The sequence below is a fragment of the Cyclobacterium sp. L-R genome, from assembly GCF_056859355.1.
Genome location: NZ_JBSXOH010000033.1, coordinates 1 through 19,231 on the forward strand (window position 1 = coordinate 1; position 19,231 = coordinate 19,231).

General features: G+C 37.7%; 19 protein-coding genes. All 19 read left to right on the top strand.

Annotated features, from left to right (window positions below; genetic code table 11):
• Nucleotides 1–253: hypothetical protein (locus tag AC13EX_RS02540; RefSeq protein WP_482891419.1), on the top strand; the 253-nt coding region annotated here is incomplete at its 5' end.
• 332 nt (nucleotides 254–585) lie between these two features.
• Complete coding sequence (locus tag AC13EX_RS02545; protein ID WP_482891420.1) at nucleotides 586–1,158, top strand: DUF6515 family protein; 573 nt, start codon at nucleotides 586–588, stop codon at nucleotides 1,156–1,158.
• Between the two features lie 197 nt (nucleotides 1,159–1,355).
• Nucleotides 1,356–2,696 carry a sulfatase-like hydrolase/transferase gene (locus tag AC13EX_RS02550; RefSeq protein ID WP_482891421.1) on the top strand — a complete coding sequence of 447 codons (1,341 nt, stop codon included), beginning with the start codon at nucleotides 1,356–1,358 and terminating at the stop codon, nucleotides 2,694–2,696.
• A gap of 46 nt (nucleotides 2,697–2,742) precedes the next feature.
• Nucleotides 2,743–3,930: an MFS transporter gene (locus tag AC13EX_RS02555; RefSeq protein ID WP_482891422.1), complete on the top strand. Its 1,188-nt coding sequence runs from the start codon at nucleotides 2,743–2,745 to the stop codon at nucleotides 3,928–3,930.
• A gap of 4 nt (nucleotides 3,931–3,934) precedes the next feature.
• On the top strand, nucleotides 3,935–4,309 hold the full coding sequence (locus AC13EX_RS02560; protein ID WP_482891423.1) for a hypothetical protein: 375 nt from the start codon (nucleotides 3,935–3,937) through the stop codon (nucleotides 4,307–4,309).
• 379 nt (nucleotides 4,310–4,688) lie between these two features.
• Nucleotides 4,689–4,946 (top strand): hypothetical protein, encoded by a 258-nt coding sequence (locus tag AC13EX_RS02565; protein WP_482891424.1) that lies wholly within the window; start codon nucleotides 4,689–4,691, stop codon nucleotides 4,944–4,946.
• Nucleotides 4,947–5,182: 236 nt separating this feature from the next.
• The gene (locus tag AC13EX_RS02570; protein WP_482891425.1) at nucleotides 5,183–6,502 is read left to right on the top strand and encodes a gluconate:H+ symporter; all 1,320 of its coding nucleotides are present in this window, start codon (nucleotides 5,183–5,185) and stop codon (nucleotides 6,500–6,502) included.
• A gap of 21 nt (nucleotides 6,503–6,523) precedes the next feature.
• On the top strand, nucleotides 6,524–6,988 hold the full coding sequence (locus tag AC13EX_RS02575; protein WP_482891426.1) for a RidA family protein: 465 nt from the start codon (nucleotides 6,524–6,526) through the stop codon (nucleotides 6,986–6,988).
• Nucleotides 6,989–6,995: 7 nt separating this feature from the next.
• Nucleotides 6,996–8,108, top strand: a complete 1,113-nt coding sequence (locus AC13EX_RS02580) for a D-TA family PLP-dependent enzyme (RefSeq protein WP_482891427.1) — start codon at nucleotides 6,996–6,998, stop codon at nucleotides 8,106–8,108.
• A gap of 36 nt (nucleotides 8,109–8,144) precedes the next feature.
• Entirely contained in the window at nucleotides 8,145–9,215 is a 1,071-nt protein-coding gene (locus tag AC13EX_RS02585; protein WP_339716013.1) for a dipeptidase, read from the top strand.
• A gap of 225 nt (nucleotides 9,216–9,440) precedes the next feature.
• A complete protein-coding gene (locus AC13EX_RS02590; protein WP_048641078.1) occupies nucleotides 9,441–9,953 on the top strand; it encodes an RNA polymerase sigma factor in 513 nt (170 codons plus the stop codon).
• Nucleotides 9,954–9,956: 3 nt separating this feature from the next.
• Nucleotides 9,957–11,438 carry a phytoene desaturase family protein gene (locus tag AC13EX_RS02595; protein ID WP_339716010.1) on the top strand — a complete coding sequence of 494 codons (1,482 nt, stop codon included), beginning with the start codon at nucleotides 9,957–9,959 and terminating at the stop codon, nucleotides 11,436–11,438.
• A gap of 25 nt (nucleotides 11,439–11,463) precedes the next feature.
• Complete coding sequence (locus AC13EX_RS02600) at nucleotides 11,464–12,309, top strand: phytoene/squalene synthase family protein (protein WP_048641076.1); 846 nt, start codon at nucleotides 11,464–11,466, stop codon at nucleotides 12,307–12,309.
• Nucleotides 12,310–12,488: 179 nt separating this feature from the next.
• On the top strand, nucleotides 12,489–13,334 hold the full coding sequence (locus AC13EX_RS02605; RefSeq protein WP_339716004.1) for a 4-hydroxy-3-methylbut-2-enyl diphosphate reductase: 846 nt from the start codon (nucleotides 12,489–12,491) through the stop codon (nucleotides 13,332–13,334).
• A 34-nt stretch (nucleotides 13,335–13,368) separates the two neighbouring features.
• A complete protein-coding gene (locus AC13EX_RS02610; RefSeq protein WP_048641074.1) occupies nucleotides 13,369–14,079 on the top strand; it encodes a fatty acid desaturase in 711 nt (236 codons plus the stop codon).
• 63 nt (nucleotides 14,080–14,142) lie between these two features.
• Nucleotides 14,143–16,545: a TonB-dependent receptor gene (locus tag AC13EX_RS02615; protein WP_482891428.1), complete on the top strand. Its 2,403-nt coding sequence runs from the start codon at nucleotides 14,143–14,145 to the stop codon at nucleotides 16,543–16,545.
• A 199-nt stretch (nucleotides 16,546–16,744) separates the two neighbouring features.
• A complete protein-coding gene (locus tag AC13EX_RS02620) occupies nucleotides 16,745–17,881 on the top strand; it encodes a BamA/TamA family outer membrane protein (protein ID WP_482891429.1) in 1,137 nt (378 codons plus the stop codon).
• 62 nt (nucleotides 17,882–17,943) lie between these two features.
• Entirely contained in the window at nucleotides 17,944–18,567 is a 624-nt protein-coding gene (locus tag AC13EX_RS02625; RefSeq protein WP_482891430.1) for a class I SAM-dependent methyltransferase, read from the top strand.
• A gap of 11 nt (nucleotides 18,568–18,578) precedes the next feature.
• On the top strand, nucleotides 18,579–19,181 hold the full coding sequence (locus tag AC13EX_RS02630; protein ID WP_048644378.1) for a trimeric intracellular cation channel family protein: 603 nt from the start codon (nucleotides 18,579–18,581) through the stop codon (nucleotides 19,179–19,181).
• Nucleotides 19,182–19,231: the final 50 nt, after the last annotated feature.

The window sequence follows — 19,231 nt, forward strand, 5'->3', positions numbered from 1 at the left end:
TAATGATATGAGACCACACGAGAGTTTAGGAAATCTAACACCTAACCAAGTACATGACGAAGGTTTTACAAGGCATGATACCGAACGCGTTATTGGAAAGAAATATAATTGGAAAAAGAAGACCGAACCTGTCAAGGCCCGGTCTGAAAATAGCAACGCTATCGGACCAAACGACTATTCCTTGGCAAGTTGCTCCTCAGCAGAGCTTGCCTCCGCTTTATCGTGGTACTGTAAGTTAAATGAAACTTCTTAGAAATTAAAACACTTACTATATTTGAAAAACAAAAGTGTCAACCATTTTCAGGACAAGACATCAGGCTGATTGGAGATTTTAGTATAGCACCGCTATGGTGGCTGATTTTAAAGCGATTTCAGCACGTAATAGATTGTCTATTGCATATTTTGGGTTTAAAATGCCTTTACCATTTAAGATAAAAATTTAACAAAAATTAAAAAGTCCTCTAATGAGCATTAGAGGACTTTTTTTGGGTTAATTTCTCTCTCGAGGTCAATAAAGGGGTTTTTATCAGATTAAACCATATGACAGATTATTTGTCAAATCATTGTATTAAAAACCCATTGATTATGAAAAATTTTGTTAAAATAAGCTGCGTTTTGGCCTTTCTATTATTTTTTGTAAATGGTCAAAATGTGGATGCACAAAGCTCAAGAAAAAATAAGAAAGTCCTTGTCATTAAGAAAGATAACCGAAGGGTTCCGAGCAAAAGAGTAGTCTACAGAAAACCTGTAAAGAAAGTGGTGAGCATTAGGATATTGCCAAATAGAACAACGATCGTTCATAGAGGAATAAACTACTATTACTCAGGTAATCGCTTCTATACATATTCAGGTGGTAGGTACATAGTGATCACACCTAAAATAGGATTTAGAATAAAAACATTGCCGGTAGGTTATGTCAGGTTAAGACATTTAAACAGGGACTATTTCTGGTATAACGGTATATTTTACATCAATGTAGGCAATGCTTATGAAGTAGTAGAGCCTGAGCTAGGAACTGTTATTTATGAACTTCCGCATGATGCAGAGCGGGTTGAAATTGATGGCTATTCCTATTATGAATTTTCAAATGTGGTTTATGAAAAAATTCAATTGAATGGTGAAAGGGCCTATGAGGTTGTTGGGTTTATAGAGCAGTAAATTAAATAATAAGGCTAGTATATGAGTTAATTCAATGTCTTGTTTTATTTCCATTGGCTATTGCTTATTTTCAATAAACGATTAGATTTGAATAGGGTAGCTGAAGGCTACTGCTGTTTACCTTTAGAATAAAGGAGGGGCTGCAATGATAAGGAGGCTCCTCTTTTTTTCTATGTACACGATTAACACAATGATGAATGATGAGGAATATACTACTTGTATTACTGACAACACTCTTGATATTTTCCTGTGCTGATAAAAAAACATCCACCAAACTAAGACCAAACATAGTGCTGATAATGGCCGATGATTTAGGTTATGGAGATCTCTCATGTTATGGAAATGAGATGATACAGACACCAAATCTGGATTTTCTGGCATCCCAAGGAGTTAAATTTACGGATTTCCATTCCAACGGGGCGGTATGTAGTCCTACTCGAGCGGCTTTAATGACTGGAAAATACCAGCAGCGTACTGGAGTTGAGGGAGTTGTTACAGCTAAAAGTCATAGGGATGTTGGTTTAAGTCTTAGTGAAATCACTATGGCTGAAGAACTAAAGAAACATGGGTACAGTACAGGCATGTTTGGAAAATGGCATTTGGGCTATGACAAAGCATTCAATCCTACTTTGCAGGGATTTGACGAGTTTGTAGGTTTCGTAAGTGGGAATGTTGATTACCATGGACATATTGATCAGGAAGGTTACTTGGATTGGTGGAAAGGCGGGGAAATTGAAAATGAAGAAGGGTATTCTACTGATTTGATCACAGATTACGGGGTAAAATACATACAAGAGAATGATCCTGAAAAGACAGGTAATCCCTTTTTTCTTTATGTCCCGCATGAAGCGCCACACTCTCCATATCAAAGGCGCATAGACAAGGTTTTAAGGGAAGTTGGTATAGCAGGAACTCAAGCTGTAATGGAGGACAGTATAGCATCCATTTATAAAGAAATGGTTGAAGTCATGGATGAGGGTGTGGGAAGAATAATCGAGTCCCTTAAAGAGATTGGACAGTATGAAAACACAATTTTAGTTTTCGTTTCAGACAATGGGGCAAATCATTTTGGAAATAATGGTGGTTTAAAAGGCTTTAAAGCCAGTGCTTACGAAGGAGGTAGCCGTGTTCCTGCCATTTTCAGTTATCCAGATGCCATCAAAGGAGGAAATGTGAATGATCAGGTTGTTCTCAGCATGGATTTGCTGCCGACCTTCTTGGATTTTATTGATCAGAAACCTACTGAAATTATTGATGGTCAAAGTATAAAGGACAATTTGTTGCATCAAACTAACTTGCCAGAACGGGATGTGTTTTTTGCATATGGCAAAAAAAGTTTTATCAGAAGTGGGTATTGGAAATTAATATGTACGGAAAATAAAAATGGTAAAAACCTCGAGCTTTATAATTTGGCAAATGACATAAATGAGAGGAATGACATGAGTTCAGATAGGTCTGATATGGTTAGTTTATTATTGGAAAAACTTGAGGCTTGGGAAAAAGAAGTTAGAGAAGGTGTGATTATGGTCGCTGGATAGGCTAATTTTAGACTGGTAACTTCTTCTTTTAAAACAATCACGATTAGTGAAACATTCGAAATTAATTCTTCCAGTAATTGTAATTTCTCAGTTCTGTTGTACCTCACTTTGGTTTGCAGGGAATGGAGTAATCAATGATTTAGTCACCGACTTTGGTCTTGAGGACAGTGCTCTGGGGCACCTGACTTCGGCAGTGCAATTTGGATTTATAATTGGAACATTGGTTTTTGCTATATTAACTATTGCGGACCGGTTTTCTCCGTCTATGGTGTTTTTGATCTCTGCTCTACTCGCTTCTCTTCTCAATTTAGGGGTTATCTGGGAAGCCAATAGCTTAATGAGTTTACTTTCACTGCGTTTTTTTACTGGGTTTTTTCTGGCAGGTATTTACCCTGTAGGGATGAAAATAGCCACAGACTACTATGAGAAAGGGCTCGGTAAGCCCCTTGGTTTCTTAGTAGGTGCGTTGGTTATTGGTACAGCATTTCCTCATTTACTTAAAGAAATGACTGGGGACTATCCATGGAAATTTGTTTTGATTGCTACTTCTTTACTAAGCGTAGTAGGTGGTCTAATGATGGTGATCATGGTGCCTGATGGGCCTTTTCGAAAATCAAGCCAAAAAATAGAACTTTCGGCTTTCTTAAATATCTTTCAAAACCGGTCATTTCGGTCTGTATCATTTGGCTATTTTGGGCATATGTGGGAGTTGTACGCTTTTTGGGCCTTTGTGCCCTATATGCTGAGCAAATACAGCTTAGAACATTCTAAAGTTCTTTTCAATGTCCCTCTATTGTCATTTCTTATCATTGGATTGGGTGGGTTGGCCTGCGTACTAAGTGGCTATCTAGGTCAGGCAGCAGGTACTAAAAAGGTTGCCATTGTATGCTTGCTCCTTTCAAGCGTTTGTTGTGTTCTGTCTCCATTAGTGTTTTACAGTGAATCTGGGGTAGTATTTGTTGGCTTCTTGCTTTTTTGGGGTTTGGTTGTCATTGCAGATTCTCCTTTATTATCCACACTCGTAGCGCAAAATGCTTCAGCAGAAATTAAAGGTACAGCACTTACTATCGTAAATAGCCTTGGGTTTTCAATTTCCATAATAAGTATTCAATTGATCACTTTCCTAATGGAGTTGACTGATTCAAATGCCATCTATACCATTTTGGCAGCAGGTCCAATATTGGGGCTACTTTCCTTGAGAAGATTAAAAAGTAGTGTTTCTTTAAGTTTTTAGTTTATTGTTGATTAGGTTTGAGGAAGAGCTAAAGGTGCTTAGAGAAGTTACGAAATTGTTAAGTGTTCTTACTATAAATCGTGCTGATGTGGAAATTTTCTTTTTTCGAAATTCATTTAATGTTGTCCCGGATGCTACTGAGCCTGCTTTTGCTGGATATACTTCTATTGTTAAGGTGCTGGCAAATGATAAATTAATAGAACAGCAGGCCTCGGTCTCTAATGTTATAGATAGTACCGTAGTTCCTTTTACCGATGATTATGTGGTGTTAAGATCAGATCGATATAGAGACATAGATCCAGAAGCTCCTCCAGGAATTTATACCATCACCTATAATATTTTTGAAGTAGGGAATGCTTCAACCCGAAATATGCAATAGACATTCTATTACCTGCTGAAATCGCTTTAAAATCAGCCACTTCGTTGCTGTTATCAATTTCACCATAGCGGTGCTATGCTAAAATCTTCAAACAGCCTGATTTTCTTGCGATTGCAACATTTCCCGTAAACACGGGACAGGCTTCACCCCTGACTATTGTCAGGACGGAGAAATTTTATTACATAATCCGGGTTCAAACTGTGACAGCGGTTCAGTGAGTGTGGAGGTAATTTGAAGACTGCCGGTTACTTGGTTGGATTACTATGTTATAGAAACGAGTGCAGGGAATTTGATTAATTGGCAAACAGCAACAGAAAAAGACAATAATAAATACAACGTCTGGAGGTCATTTAACCCTACTAAAGCTTTTACCAAAATCGTGGAAATTTATTCTAAAGGGAGTGGATTGAATCCTACAAATTATTCCTTTTTTGATTCACTTTCCTATCATCAGAAACTGGTGTATTACAGGGTGGTTCAGGTAGACTTTGATGGAGAAACGGTGAGTACCTCAGTTATAAGGCTTAAGCGAAAAATGTCTAAAGTTGATGCTTTTACTGTCTTTCCTAAGCCTCAAAGGGCAGGGGAAATAACCTTTCTATTGCACCCTGCATGGGATGAAAAAGGGGGGTATTAAAGTAAAGAAATATGCGGAACATACTTTATTCACTATAGCGGAAGTGAATTATAGCGGAAGTGAATTCCTTAAAATTAGTCCTTTCTCCTGCATGTGTGTATTTTATACCTTCATTCCACAGGCGTGCCCAAAGTTAAAAAGTGGATAAAAGATTAAACAAATTATAGAAGTTTCTCATAGTGAAATAGGCATTTCGCTGAATATGCTGTAATTTTTGGCTTCGTTTAAAAACCACTATGACTTTTATAATTGTTGCCACAAGTATCGTACTCTTGGTCGCATTGATTGTTTGGATCAAGGTTGAACCATTTATTGCCTTTTTGATCACTTCTATTCTCGCGGGATTATTGCTGGGGATACCATTAACTGATATTTCCGGATCTATTCAATCAGGTATAGGGAACCTGATGGGAGCATTGGTGATAGTAATTGTCCTTGGGGCAATGCTGGGGAAGATTGTAGCGGATAGTGGGGCTGCCCAGCGAATCGCTCAATTTCTTATGAATGGTTTCGGTGAAAAATATGTCAACTGGGCCATTGCGCTTACTGCTTTTATCGTAGGCATTCCTTTGTTTTTCAATGTTGGGTTTGTATTGTTGGTGCCATTGGTCTTTGCAGTTGCCTATCAGTACAAAATTCCTGTGATGCTTCTTGGGATTCCAATGCTTGCTGCTTTGTCAATCACCCATGGTCTGCTTCCTCCTCACCCTGCTCCGGTAGCGTTAGTCGCTCAGTTTGGCGCTAATATAGGGACTACACTTATTTATGGTTTTATCATAGGTGTGCCTATAATTATTTTAGGTGGGCCTTTATTAGGTAGGCTACCTTACTTGCGTCGCATGAAAATCACTCCCTTGGAAGTGTTTAATGTGAAACCTAAAGCCGAAAGTGAACTTCCTGGTCTCGTTAATAGCCTTTTTACCGCACTTCTTCCAGTTTTTTTATTGATTGTTTTGTCCTTGGTAGGATTGAGAATGAATGAAGATAGCCCTGGCTATGGTTTTATCACCTTCTTGGGTGATCCTAATTTTGTCATGTTGATTTCCCTTATTTGGGCGACAATTAGTCTTGGGATAATGAGAGGTATACGTATTGCTGATATCATGAATAGGTATGCTTCGGCAGTGAAAGAAATAGCGCTTATTTTACTAATAATTGCAGGCGCAGGTGCATTCAAAGAAGTCTTGGTTGACAGTGGTGTTAGCGGAGAAATAGGAGCCTCCTTGCAGAAATTGGCAATTAACCCGCTTCTTTTAGGCTGGTTAATAGCTGCAGTAATTCGGATTTCAGTTGGTTCTGCTACGGTTGCGGCACTTACTGCTGCCGGAATAATCGCTCCTTTGGTTGCCTCAGGTATTGGAGATCCTAACCTAATGGTTTTGGCTATAGGAAGTGGAAGTTTGATTTTTTCCCATGTAAATGATGGAGGATTTTGGCTCGTAAAAGAATATTTTAACTTAAGTATAAAACAAACCTTTCTCTCATGGACTTTACTTGAAACCGTTTTGTCTATTTTGGGGCTTATAGGGGTTTTAATTCTGGATTTATTTATTTAACTCAAACTAAAAAATAGAAATATGTCAGCTGAAGCAAAAATTAAAGAGTTAGGATTAGTGTTGCCACCTGCACCACCTCCAGGAGGTGTTTATCGTCCTATTGTAATCACTGGTAATTTATTGTTTCTTTCAGGTCATGGTCCTGTTTTGGAAAATGGAGACATGATAAGAGGGAAAATTGGAATTGACCTTGACAAAGAAGAGGGTAAAGCGGCTGCCAGACAAGTTGGATTAACGATGTTGTCCACCCTACAGACCCAATTAGGGAGTTTAAATAAAATTAAAAGAGTGGTGAAGGTCTTAGGCATGGTGAATTGTGCTTTGGATTTTGAAGAACATCCATTTGTTATCAATGGTTGTAGTGAATTGTTTGCAGAGGTATGGGGAGAAGAAAATGGCTTGGGCTCAAGAAGTGCTGTCGGATTTGGTTCTTTACCTGGTAACATATCAGTGGAAATAGAAGCAACATTTGAAATAAATCAATAAGAATTTTATGAATGACAAATGGTATCAATTGAACCATCCTGAAAAAATAGATAGTCCGGCACTGCTGGTGTATTTAGACAGGGCAAAAGAAAATATTCAAAAAGTCATCAAAGAGGTAGGGACACCTGACCGATTGAGGCCACATATAAAGACCAACAAATCCGCTGAGGCTTGTAAATTAATGATGGATGCCGGAATTAAGGCCTTCAAGGGAGCAACCATTGCGGAAATTGAATTACTTGCATCTATAGGTGTAAAAGATATTCTTCTGGCCTATCAGCCTGTAGGGCCTAAAGTAGATCGGTTTTTGGCTTTGGTTTCAGATTATCCAGATGTAAAATTCCATTGTCTATTAGATCATATTGATGCAGCCGAAGCTTTGAATGAAAAAGCATTGGCTAGCAATAATAAAATAGGGGTATATATCGATTTAAATGCAGGAACGAACCGAACAGGAGTAGTTCCGGGAAAGGCGGCTGTAGATTTATTTGAACAAATCTATCAATTGGAAAGCTTGCAAATTACTGGGTTTCATCTTTATGATGGGCATTTAAGAAATCCTGATCTAAAGCTCAGAGAAATAGCTTGTGACGAAGGTTTTGCGCCTATTTCTCAGATGAGGGAAGAGTTAGAAAATAAACACAAGTTGACACTTGATATTATAGCTGGAGGAACGACTACCTTCCCTTTTCATTCCAAAAGGGAACACATTACTTGTGCTCCTGGTACGTTTATTTATTGGGATGAGGGTTATGCAAGTGGACTTCCAGAGCAGTCTTTTTTATATGCAGCATTGGTATTGTGTAGGGTGATATCTTTGCCTACTTCCTCATATGTTTGCGTTGATCTAGGCTATAAAGCCATTGCTTCTGAAAATCCACTAGCTGAACGGGTGAAATTTTTAAATGCACCCAATTTAGTACCTGTGAGCCATAGTGAAGAGCATTTGGTCTTGGAGGCAGGAGAAGGGCATGCCTATAAAATAGGTGATGTTTTGTATGGTGTTCCAATTCATATTTGCCCAACAGTTGCTTCTTATCAAGAGGCGCTAGTAATTCAAAAAGGAGATCAAATTGATACCTGGCGTGCTGTAGCGAGGGACAGGAGGATTACTTTTTGAGGACAATAATTTAATTCATTTAAATCAACCACAAAGATGTTTACAATAGATGCCCATTTAGATTTAAGCATGAATGCGCTTGAATGGAACAGGGACCTTACGCAACCTGTAGAGGAGATAAATGCTAGGGAAAAAGGGATGACCGATAAAACCGATCGGGGGAATGCTACGGTTTCTTTGCCTACCTTAAGAAAAGGTGAAATAGGATTGGTAGTAGCAACTCAGATAGCGCGATACGTGGCTCCTGATAATCCGCTTCCTGGTTGGAACAGTCCTGAGCAAGCCTGGGCTCAAACTCAAGGGCAGCTTGCCTGGTATGAAGCCATGGAGGCCAAAGGTGAAATGGTTCAAATCAGAGATAAAAAAGCTTTGAACGATCACGTGGCTCTTTGGATGAATGGAGAGCCAAATGATAAAAAACCTATTGGTTATATTCTGTCACTTGAAGGAGCTGATTCAATAGTGGATCTGAGTTATCTTGAAAAATCCTATGAAAAGGGTTTAAGGGCTTTAGGTCCGGCGCATTATGGACCTGGTAGATATGCTCAAGGTACGGATGCTTCTGGTCCATTGGGTAAAAATGGCCGTGCCTTATTAAAGGAGATGGAAAGGCTTAATATAATCTTAGACGCTACTCATTTGTGTGATGTGTGTTTTTGGGAAGCCTTGGACCACTTCAATGGCTCAGTTTGGGCTAGCCATAATAATTGCAGGGCGTTGGTAGATCATAATAGGCAGTTTAGTGACGAGATGATCAAGGCCTTGGTAGATAGGGGTGCGGTGATTGGTGGCGCATTGGATGCTTGGATGATGGTTCCTAATTGGATAAGAGGTACCTCTTTACCTAAAGAGATGGATTGTGACTTGGAAAAAGTCATAGACCATATGGATCATATCTGCCAAATAGCAGGAAACGCCAATCATATCGGAATCGGTACAGACTTGGATGGGGCCTATGGAAGAGAGCAAAGTCCTTATGACCTCGAAACAATTGCAGATTTAAGGAGGATTCCTGGAATGTTGCAAAAAAGAGGTTATTCTGAAGCTGATATTGAGAAAGTGATGCATAAAAACTGGCTTAGATTTCTAAATGAAGCTTGGTCATAAATTATTTTGTTTAATATTATATGTAAATATTAAACAAAAATTCTTAAGCTTGTTTAAGCGAAATTCTTGGTAAAATCCCCCTTTAGATGTCTTTAGGGGGATTTTTTTTGTTTAATTTTTCATTTATCAACTATTTTGTTTAACAAAATAAAAAATAAATTAGACAAAATATTTGCTATAGTGTTTAACAATGACTATGTTTGATTAAACAAAAAAACAGGATCCATGACAACTTTAGAATTTAGTTATTCGCTCACAAAGCTCAGTACATCCTTAAAGCCATTTGCATTGAAACTTACCAGAGATATGGATGATGCAAATGATTTGTTACAGGATACGATGGTGAAAGCCTTTACCAACAAGGATAAGTTTACTGATGGTACCAATTTGAAAGCTTGGTTGTATACCATAATGAAGAATACTTTTATAACCAATTACCAAAGGATGATTAGGAGAGGGACCTTTGTAGATACTACTGAAAACCTTCATTTCCTTAATTCCGGATCAGCTGTAATTGAGAATGGGGTGTTTGGAGATTTTACAATGAAAGACATTACCAAAGCCATTGATAAATTGGATGAGGTTTATAAGTCTCCATTTTTGATGCATTACAGAGGTTTTAAGTATCATGAAATAGCGATTAAACTAAATATACCCATAGGAACCGTAAAAAACAGAATACATATTGCAAGGAAAATTTTAAAAGACGATCTTAAGGTTTATACCACCATCAACTAATAAATGGGATCAAAAGAAGTAATTGTAATAGGGTCAGGGTTTTCGGGGCTTTCCTCTGCCACACATCTTGCAGCAGAAGGATTTAAGGTGACCATTTTGGAGAAAAATGAGGTTTTTGGAGGAAGGGCAAGAAAGTTTACTTCAAATGGTTTTACCTTTGATATGGGGCCTAGCTGGTACTGGATGCCGGATGTTTTTGACAGGTATTTTGGGAATTTTGGTAAAAAAACATCTGATTACTATGAGCTGATTCGCCTTGATCCCTCCTACGCGGTGTTTTTCGGCGAAAATGACATAATGAATATTCCTGCTAATTTGGATGAATTCAAGTTGGCACTTGAAAATTTGGAGCCTGGTGTGTCTGAAAAACTAGATGAGTTTTTGGAACAAGCGGCTTTTAAATACCAAAGAGGGATTTATGATTTGGTACATCGTCCCAGTTTGTCATTGATGGAATTTGCAGATCTAAAGTTGTTTAGAGATGTTTTAAGAATGGATATATTTCAGTCCATGTCCAGTCATATTCGGAAATACTTTAAGAATGATAAAATCATTCGTTTAATGGAGTTTCCGGTTTTATTTCTAGGAGAAACTGCCCAAAATATTCCTGCTCTATATAGTTTGATGAACTATGCAGATATCGCATTGGGTACTTGGTATCCCAAAGGAGGAATGCATAAAATTATTGAAGGCATGGTTTCTCTTGCCGAGGAGCAAGGTGTGGTACTTAGAAACAATGCTGAGGTAGTGAAAATTACCGCAGCTGAAGGCAAGGCAAAGTCGGTTCAACTTGCCAATGGTGAAGAATTGCAATTTGACGTGTTGGTGGCAAGTGCTGATTATCACCATGTCGATAAGCATTTACTTGATCCAAAATACAGTAATTATAGTGATAAATACTGGGACAAACGGGTTTTAGCTCCTTCTTCTCTTTTGTTTTATTTGGGAGTAAATAAACGTTTAAAAAACCTTCTTCACCACAACTTGTTTTTTGATGAACCACTAGAGCCTCATGCAGATGCCATTTACAGTAATCCAAGATGGCCTGAAAAACCTTTGTTCTACGTTTCTGTACCTTCCGTTACAGACCCTAGTGTAGCACCGGAAGGAATGGAGAATTTGTTTTTATTAATTCCTTTAGCGCCAGATTTGGAGGACAATGAAGCCACTAGGCGAAAATATTTTGGATTGATTATGGACAGGTTGGAAAAGCATACAGGTCAGGATATTAGAACTCATATCATTTATAATCGGTCCTATGCGCACAGTGATTTCAAGAAAGATTATCATGCTTTTAAAGGAAATGCCTATGGATTGGCAAATACTTTGAAGCAAACGGCAATTTTAAAGCCATCTCTTAGGAATAAAAAATTAACTAACCTATATTATACAGGTCAGTTGACTGTTCCTGGGCCTGGAGTTCCTCCTTCTTTAATTTCTGGAGAGGTAGTAGCAAAAGAAATTTCAAAGCAATTACGAGGTTAATTAATTTTCACTTATTGAGAATGACATGAAGGACGCTAAGCAACTTTTTGATGATACTGCCCTAGAGTGTAGTAAGTTAATTACACAACGTTACAGCACCTCATTTACGCTAGGAATCAGAACCCTGTGTAAAAAATTACACATGCCAATTTATGGTATTTATGGATTTGTTCGCTATGCTGATGAAATCGTAGATACTTTTCATGATAAGGACAAAAAAAGTTTGTTGGATAACTTTAGGGAAGACACCTATAAGGCTATCAACGAAGGTATAAGTATGAACCCCGTTTTGCATGCCTTTCAGTTAATTGTAAACAAATACCATATAGAAAGAGAGCTCATAGATGCCTTTCTAAACAGCATGGCAATGGACCTTGATTTTGCTACTTATAATGACTCTAAATACAAAGAATACATATACGGGTCAGCGGAGGTAGTTGGGTTAATGTGCTTGAGGGTATTTTGTGAAGGGGACAAGAAAAGCTATGAACACCTAAAGTACGCTGCCTGCAAATTGGGATCAGCTTTTCAAAAGGTAAATTTCCTGAGGGATTTGAAGAGTGATTATGAGGATAGAGGCAGGGTGTATTTTCCAGGAGTTGATTTTAAAAGTTTTGACAGCAAGACAAAATCGGAAATAGAAATGGACATTAAACAAGATTTTGATGAAGCACTGATAGGCATAAATCAATTGCCTAAAGGAGCTAAGCTAGGTGTTAAAATTGCTTATCTCTATTATTTGAAGTTGTTTTATAAGATCAAATCACTGCCTCCTGAAATAATAACTCAAAGGAGAATCAGGATACCGAATACAAGAAAGTTTGCCCTTTTAATTAGTACTTATTTTGGCTTCAAAGTAGGTTGGAATTAAGGACTTTTACTTAAGTTTTATTTAAGAATTCGGTCAAAAAGAGTGGGTTTTTAAGCTTTTGATAGGAACTGTTTCGTTAGCAGACTTTGTTTACCTGTATAGACAATATTTTGCCTAACCTGAATTAGAAAAAGAGCCTTGTAAAAAAAACATTTGTTCAATTAGTTGGTTTATAAGACATGTTAAAATTGGATGTACATATTGATCAATATTCAGGTTTTTGCTTTGGAGTAGTTTATGCCATAGAAATGGCTGAGGAAATCTTGGAAGAAGAAGGCCACCTTTATTGTCTTGGAGATATAGTACACAATGATGAAGAAGTCAAAAGGTTAACAAAGAAAGGTTTAATAATTATTGATCATGAAGCACTTCAAAAATTGAAGGGCGAAAAAGTTTTGATCAGGGCCCATGGGGAGCCACCTGCCACCTATGAACTGGCTATTAAAAATAACCTTACTTTGGTAGATGCCAGCTGCCCAGTTGTGCTGAAACTTCAAAATAGAATAAAGAATTCATACGATAAAAAAGAAAACATCTATATCTATGGGAAACATGGGCATGCAGAGGTAATTGGCCTGCTGGGACAAACGAAGAACAAGGCAGTAGTATTTCAGGATATAGAAGAACTGGATCTGCCCAACCTGCCTAAAAACATTACCTTATACAGTCAGACCACCAAAAGCACTGACAAGTTTTATGAAATCAATAAAGTGCTTACAGATAGCGGAATCACGATCAATACAAATGATACCATTTGTCGTCAGGTTTCCAATCGTGATAAAGAATTAAGGGTATTTGCTGCTCAGTATGATCATATTGTATTTGTAAGTGGTACCAAATCTTCAAATGGTAAGGTTCTATTCAACGTATGTAAAGAAAAAAATCCTCAAACCTATTTCGTGTCTTGTCCAGAAGAAGTAGACCCGAATTGGTTTGAAGCAGGTCAAAGCGTGGGAATTTGTGGGGCCACTTCCACTCCAATGTGGTTGATGCAAAAGGTAGAGGAGACGATTAAGTCGTTTTGATAGTTTTTTGTTTCTTTGATTTTTAATTGTGTTCATGAAAATTTCCTTAAAAAGACAATTGTCTACATCTATAGATCCGAAAGGTCTTATTATCGCTTTTTCGATTATTCTTTTGTGGTTTATTTCATTGATTTTTTTACTAAATCTTCAAGTAGATTATTCCAACCCACTTTTGTATTTAGGATTATTTGTACAGATGCACCTATATACTGGTCTTTTTATTACCGCTCATGATGCCATGCATGGTGTAGTTACTAGAAATAAGAGGTTAAATCATTTTATTGGTGGGTTTGCTGCCATGTTGTTTTCTTTTAATTTCTATTGGAAGTTGTTTCCAAACCACCACAAACATCACATGCATGTGGCAACAGCAGATGACCCGGATTACCACAGTTCAGGCAAGTTTATTCCTTGGTACCTGAGTTTTTTATTGTCTTATTTAAGCTTTTGGCAGTTTCTTTTAATGGCAATAACCTTTAATCTGCTAAAATTAGTTTTCCCTATATCGAATTTGGTGCTTTTTTGGATGTTACCGGCGATATTATCAACTTTGCAATTGTTTTATTTTGGTACATATTTACCTCATAAAGGAAAGCACAGTAACAGACATCATTCAGGTACTTTAAAGAAAAATCATTTTTGGGCATTCATTACATGTTACTTTTTTGGCTACCACTTTGAACATCATGAATTTCCAAATACACCATGGTGGAGGCTTTGGAAAACAAAACAACTATCTAACTAATTGTTCAGTAAATATTCTGAAACTGGAAATACAGGTTTACAAATCGAGACACTACCATTGGTTATGAAAAAATATTCTTTGTCATTTTTGTTATTTTTATCTTGCCTTGCCTTGTATGCCCAAGAGGGGACAATTCAGGGAAAAATCATTAACCCTATCAATAATGATCCCATACCCTTTGCAAATATCGTTGTACAGGGATTGGAAATTGGTGCTGTCTCAGATTTAGATGGGAATTATATTATCACCGGATTGGAGCCCGGTCTGTACAATTTGAAGGCTTCATTTGTTGGGTTTAAACCGAAGACGGTTTTTGAAGTACAAGTAACTAAAGCAAGTGCTGTACAATTGGATTTTGAACTAGAAGAGGATGCTTCAAACTTACAAGAAGTTGTTGTGGATGCTACCTTTAGTAGAACGGAAGAAACGCCTGTTTCTGCCAGGCAGCTTAATGCCAATGAAATAGAAAGGTACCCGGGAGGAAATAGAGATATCAGTAGGGTAATTCAATCCCTGCCTGGAGTAGCAAGTTCAGCTAGTTTTAGAAATGACATTATTATACGGGGAGGTGCCCCGAATGAAAATAAATTTTTCATAGATGAAATAGAGGTTCCGGTAATTAACCACTTTGCTACCCAAGGTTCATCAGGTGGACCAGTCGGGATATTAAATGTTAACTTGATAAAAAATGTTGAAGTTCTGAGTGGAGGGTTTCCAGCCAACAGGATGAATGCCTTGAGTTCTTTTTTTGAATTCCAATTGAAAGATGGGAGAAGGGACAAGATGCTCACTCAGGTTACATTAGGAGCCAGTGAAATTACCTTGTCGAATGAAGGCCCAATAGGTGAAAAAACAACCTATATTTTTTCAGCGAGAAGATCATACCTTCAAGCATTGTTCCGATTGATAGGTTTGCCTTTCTTGCCCACTTTTAATGACTTTACTTTTAAAACAAAAACAAGAATCAATGACAAGACCGAACTTACGGTTCTAGGTGTTGGGGCTATAGATCAATTTGCGCTTAATTTTGATGTGCCAGATGATGAGACAGAAGAAGAAAGGGAAGATAGGTTGTACTTACTTGATAACTTGCCCATTTCCACACAATGGAATTATGCCACAGGAGTTAAACTAAAGCGATTCAGGGACAATGGGTTTTGGACATTTATTCTGAGTAGAAATATGCTGAACAACAGGTCCTATAAATATGCAGGAAATGATGAATCCAACGAAGACAATCTGCAATACAATTATTTGTCTCAGGAGAGTGAAAATAAGTTTAGGGCAGAAAACAGTATTTTTTCAGATGGATTTACCCTTCAATATGGGGTTAATTATGAATTCAGTCGCTACCTAATAGAGAACTACGATACTCAATTTACTGATGATGATGGTCTACCTCGTGATGTGTCTTCTATTTCGCTTTTTCATAGTTATGGCGGATTTGTCATGGGGAATAAAAAATATTTTGATGACCGTCTTGTAGTCAATATGGGGCTCCGAATGGATGGGAGTGATTTTGGTAAAACGGCTAAGAACCCCTTGAATCAACTTAGTCCAAGGTTTTCTACAAGTTACCAATTGAAGGACAATTTGTTTTGGAATACGAATGCAGGTATTTATTACCAGAAGCCACCGTATACTGTGATGGGCTTTCAAAACAATGAAGGGGTCTATGTGAATCAAGAAAATGACGTTAAGTTCATGAGGAGCACCCATTATATCACAGGCTTTGAATGGCAGTTTCCCGCAAAGAATAGGAAAATATCTGCTGAGGTGTTCTATAAAAATTATGCAAACTACCCTAGCTCTATTAGAAATGGAATTGCCTTAGCCAATCTTGGAGCAGATTTCGGAGTGATAGGGAATGAGGCCGTAAGCTCAGATGCAAAAGGTAGAGCTTACGGACTGGAACTTCTAGCTCAACAACGGCTTTTCAATGGATTTTATGGAATAGCGGCGCTAACCTTCGTTAGAAGTGAATTTACCAATCCTTCTACAGGATACCTGCCTTCCTCTTGGGACAACCGATTTATTGTTAGTCTAACTGCCGGTAAAAGATTTAAAAAAGATTGGGAAGTTGGTGCTAGATGGAGATTCTTAGGAGGTACACCTTACACCCCTTATGACATTGAGTCCTCAGCTTTGCGCCAAAATTGGGATGTGTTCAATAGAGGGCGATTAGATTACACAAGGATCAATGGCGAACGACTTAAAAGTTTTCATCAATTAGACCTTAGGGTGGACAAGAAATACTATTATAACAAATGGAACCTTAACTGGTACTTTGATATACAGAATGCCTATAATTTCCAAGCAGAACAACAAGCTAATTTAATTCCTCAGCGTAATGACCAGGGAGGTTTGCTTGTAGATCCGGAGGATCCTAGTCGTTATTTAATAAGGGAGGTTGCTAACCCTGCAGGGACGGTATTGCCTACTATTGGTGTAATTGTGGAATTTTAATCAATATTTGAAATGAGTATCCATTCAGGTTTTAGGGATGATGGAATAGTTTTTTCAAATCTAAATGAACTGTAGATATTAAAAGTATGATTTTTCCACTTGCTTAAATCCCAATACTATCCATGTATTGGCGTTTAGGATAAAAATCACCTTCTTCTTATTTCGGCTAAGATACTTTTAATGGTACCTTTGGGGCCTAATGAAGAAGACAAGCGCTTTTTTTCTGGTTCTGTTGCTGCATAGTCAGTTTTTGTTTGCTCAGAAAGGCGATACCATTTCAGCTCCAGTAGCACTGGTTGATAAGTTATTTGGCTTTGCTGATAATCTGGTTGAGCGAGTGAGTACAGATACCTGGACCTTTATTCCGGCCATTACCTATGCACCTGAAACAAGTCTTGGGGTAGGTGGGCGTGCAATGAAAATTTTCAGGCTAGACAAAAATTCCTCACAAACCAAAAACCGACCATCTTCTCTACCGATTACTTTTCTTTACACGCTGAAAAACCAATTGATTTTAACTGCTGAGGTAGATCTTTGGATGGACCAGAATAATTCATTTTTAAATTCAAGACTGGAGCTGGCTGATTATCCATTTGTGTTTTCTGGCATAGGAAATGAAGTTACCGATCAGGAAGAATATTCTACCAGATATTTGTATTACCATCTACTTTACCATACAAAAATTGCCAGAGGAGTCTACTTGGGGCCTAGGTATGAGTTTAGAGCTGATAATATTTACGAAAAAGTAGAGGATGGACTGCTTGAGACAGAAGGTGTTACTGGAAGTAATGGCCAGAATTTATCAGGATTAGGGCTGTCATTAAATATTGATACCAGAGACAATATTTTTCAACCGTCTAAAGGCATGTATAATCAATTATCCTGGATGGAATTTCATTCTGTTTTTGGAAGTGATTTTAATTTTACTCAGTGGGTGTTTGATTTTAGAAAGTACCAGAAAATCGGTGCCAATCAGGTGATTGCGGGGCAGGCTTGGTTTAGTTTTATACGAGGTGCAGCACCCTTTCACCACCTTTCAATGGTAGGAGGAAGTGACCGGATGCGGGGATATTTTGAGGGCAGGTATAGGGATAAACATGCCATGGTTTATCAAGCAGAATGGAGGTTTCCTGTATATAAGAAATTAAATATGGTATTGTTTGGAAGCAGTGGTCAAGTTGCAAAAAATTTGTCAGGATTTCACCTTCGAGACTTTAGGTATGCTGGAGGTTTAGGATTTAGGTACAAACTAAATTCCGAGGGATTGAATCTTAGGATAGATTTGGCTTTTGGAGATCAATCTGCTTTTTATTTTGGTTTAAATGAAGTTATTTGATGCAGCCAAGAGATGGCTCATTCTAAGCGGATATTCTCACAGAATCTTTAAAGAGATGAAATATGGAGGTTAATGAATTAAATAAATTGCTGGGCAATATAGACCTTTACTTACTTGATCAATTATTAAAGGGTAGATTCTCTAAGGAGATGATGATTTTAGATGCTGGCTGTGGAGAAGGAAGGAATACCCATTATTTCATTCAAAAGGGTTATAGAATTGTAGGAGTAGATAGTAATCCTTCAGCCATTAGTATGGCAAGAATATCTGGCAGAACATTGGATCCTCATTTTGACCCGCTTCGTTTTCAGGTAGCTGAATTGGAAGATATACCATTTCATACAGAAGCATTTGATGTGGTTTTAAGTAGCGCTGTATTACATTTTGCTAATAGTGAGGATCATTTTCTCACGCTATTTAAAGAGCATATGAGGGTTTTGAAAGATGGAGGTGTCTGTTGGTTGCGAATGTGTACAGACGCAGGAGGAGCCTTCGATTTAGTGGACAAAACATCACATTCAATGCAAAAACTTCCTGATGGAACAGAAAGGTTTATTTTGACCGAATCCTTAATCAAGAAAGTCATACAAGAACACCAGTTGTCACTATTGGAACCGGCAAAATCAGTAGTAGTACATAATAAAAGAGCCATGGGGGTATTCGTATTTCAAAAAGGGGGTAATTGACAATGGAAATAATAGATATGCAATATGCATTGGAGTTGGTGGGGACCTACTTTTTTGCTATTTCTGGTGCCTTAGCTATTCAAAATAAAGACCAGGATTTATTTGGCGTAGGGTTTATGGGCTTTATTACCGCCATAGGTGGAGGTAGTTTAAGAGATATTTTGATAGGGGCTTATCCCTTGGTATGGATTGAGAATGTTACTTTCCTGTATGCCATTTTTGCTGGTTTGATAACAACCTTTGTGTTTTTCTCCCACATGGCCAAGCTTCGCAAGACTTTGTTTTTATTCGATACATTGGGGATAGCATTTTTTACAATTTTAGGGGTAGAAAAATGTTTGAATTTAGGCTTTAGACCAGAAGTAGCGGCCATTATGGGCATGTTTAGTGCGGTGATGGGTGGTGTAATTAGAGATACTTTGACCAATGAAATACCCATTCTCTTTAGGAAAGAAGTTTATGCTTCAGCTTGTTTGGCAGGGGCTGTATTGTACCTTACCCTAGATTCTTTTGGTGTTGTAAGAAATACCAATCTTTTGGTATCCATAATGCTGATAATAATCATCCGCTTAGTAGCAGTTAAATTCAAACTCAATTTACCCATTCTCAAATAATACTTAATTTTGGCTTTTATTTCCTTTTACCATTGATGGTCATTTAATCG

Coding starts and splice junctions, on each gene's coding strand:
- AC13EX_RS02545 (WP_482891420.1), top strand. CDS start 586: ATGAAAAATTTTGTTAAAATAAGCTGCGTTTTGGCCTTTCTATTATTT.
- AC13EX_RS02550 (WP_482891421.1), top strand. CDS start 1,356: ATGATGAGGAATATACTACTTGTATTACTGACAACACTCTTGATATTT.
- AC13EX_RS02570 (WP_482891425.1), top strand. CDS start 5,183: ATGACTTTTATAATTGTTGCCACAAGTATCGTACTCTTGGTCGCATTG.
- AC13EX_RS02575 (WP_482891426.1), top strand. CDS start 6,524: ATGTCAGCTGAAGCAAAAATTAAAGAGTTAGGATTAGTGTTGCCACCT.
- AC13EX_RS02580 (WP_482891427.1), top strand. CDS start 6,996: ATGAATGACAAATGGTATCAATTGAACCATCCTGAAAAAATAGATAGT.
- AC13EX_RS02585 (WP_339716013.1), top strand. CDS start 8,145: ATGTTTACAATAGATGCCCATTTAGATTTAAGCATGAATGCGCTTGAA.
- AC13EX_RS02590 (WP_048641078.1), top strand. CDS start 9,441: ATGACAACTTTAGAATTTAGTTATTCGCTCACAAAGCTCAGTACATCC.
- AC13EX_RS02595 (WP_339716010.1), top strand. CDS start 9,957: ATGGGATCAAAAGAAGTAATTGTAATAGGGTCAGGGTTTTCGGGGCTT.
- AC13EX_RS02600 (WP_048641076.1), top strand. CDS start 11,464: ATGAAGGACGCTAAGCAACTTTTTGATGATACTGCCCTAGAGTGTAGT.
- AC13EX_RS02605 (WP_339716004.1), top strand. CDS start 12,489: ATGTTAAAATTGGATGTACATATTGATCAATATTCAGGTTTTTGCTTT.
- AC13EX_RS02610 (WP_048641074.1), top strand. CDS start 13,369: ATGAAAATTTCCTTAAAAAGACAATTGTCTACATCTATAGATCCGAAA.
- AC13EX_RS02615 (WP_482891428.1), top strand. CDS start 14,143: ATGAAAAAATATTCTTTGTCATTTTTGTTATTTTTATCTTGCCTTGCC.
- AC13EX_RS02620 (WP_482891429.1), top strand. CDS start 16,745: ATGAAGAAGACAAGCGCTTTTTTTCTGGTTCTGTTGCTGCATAGTCAG.
- AC13EX_RS02625 (WP_482891430.1), top strand. CDS start 17,944: ATGGAGGTTAATGAATTAAATAAATTGCTGGGCAATATAGACCTTTAC.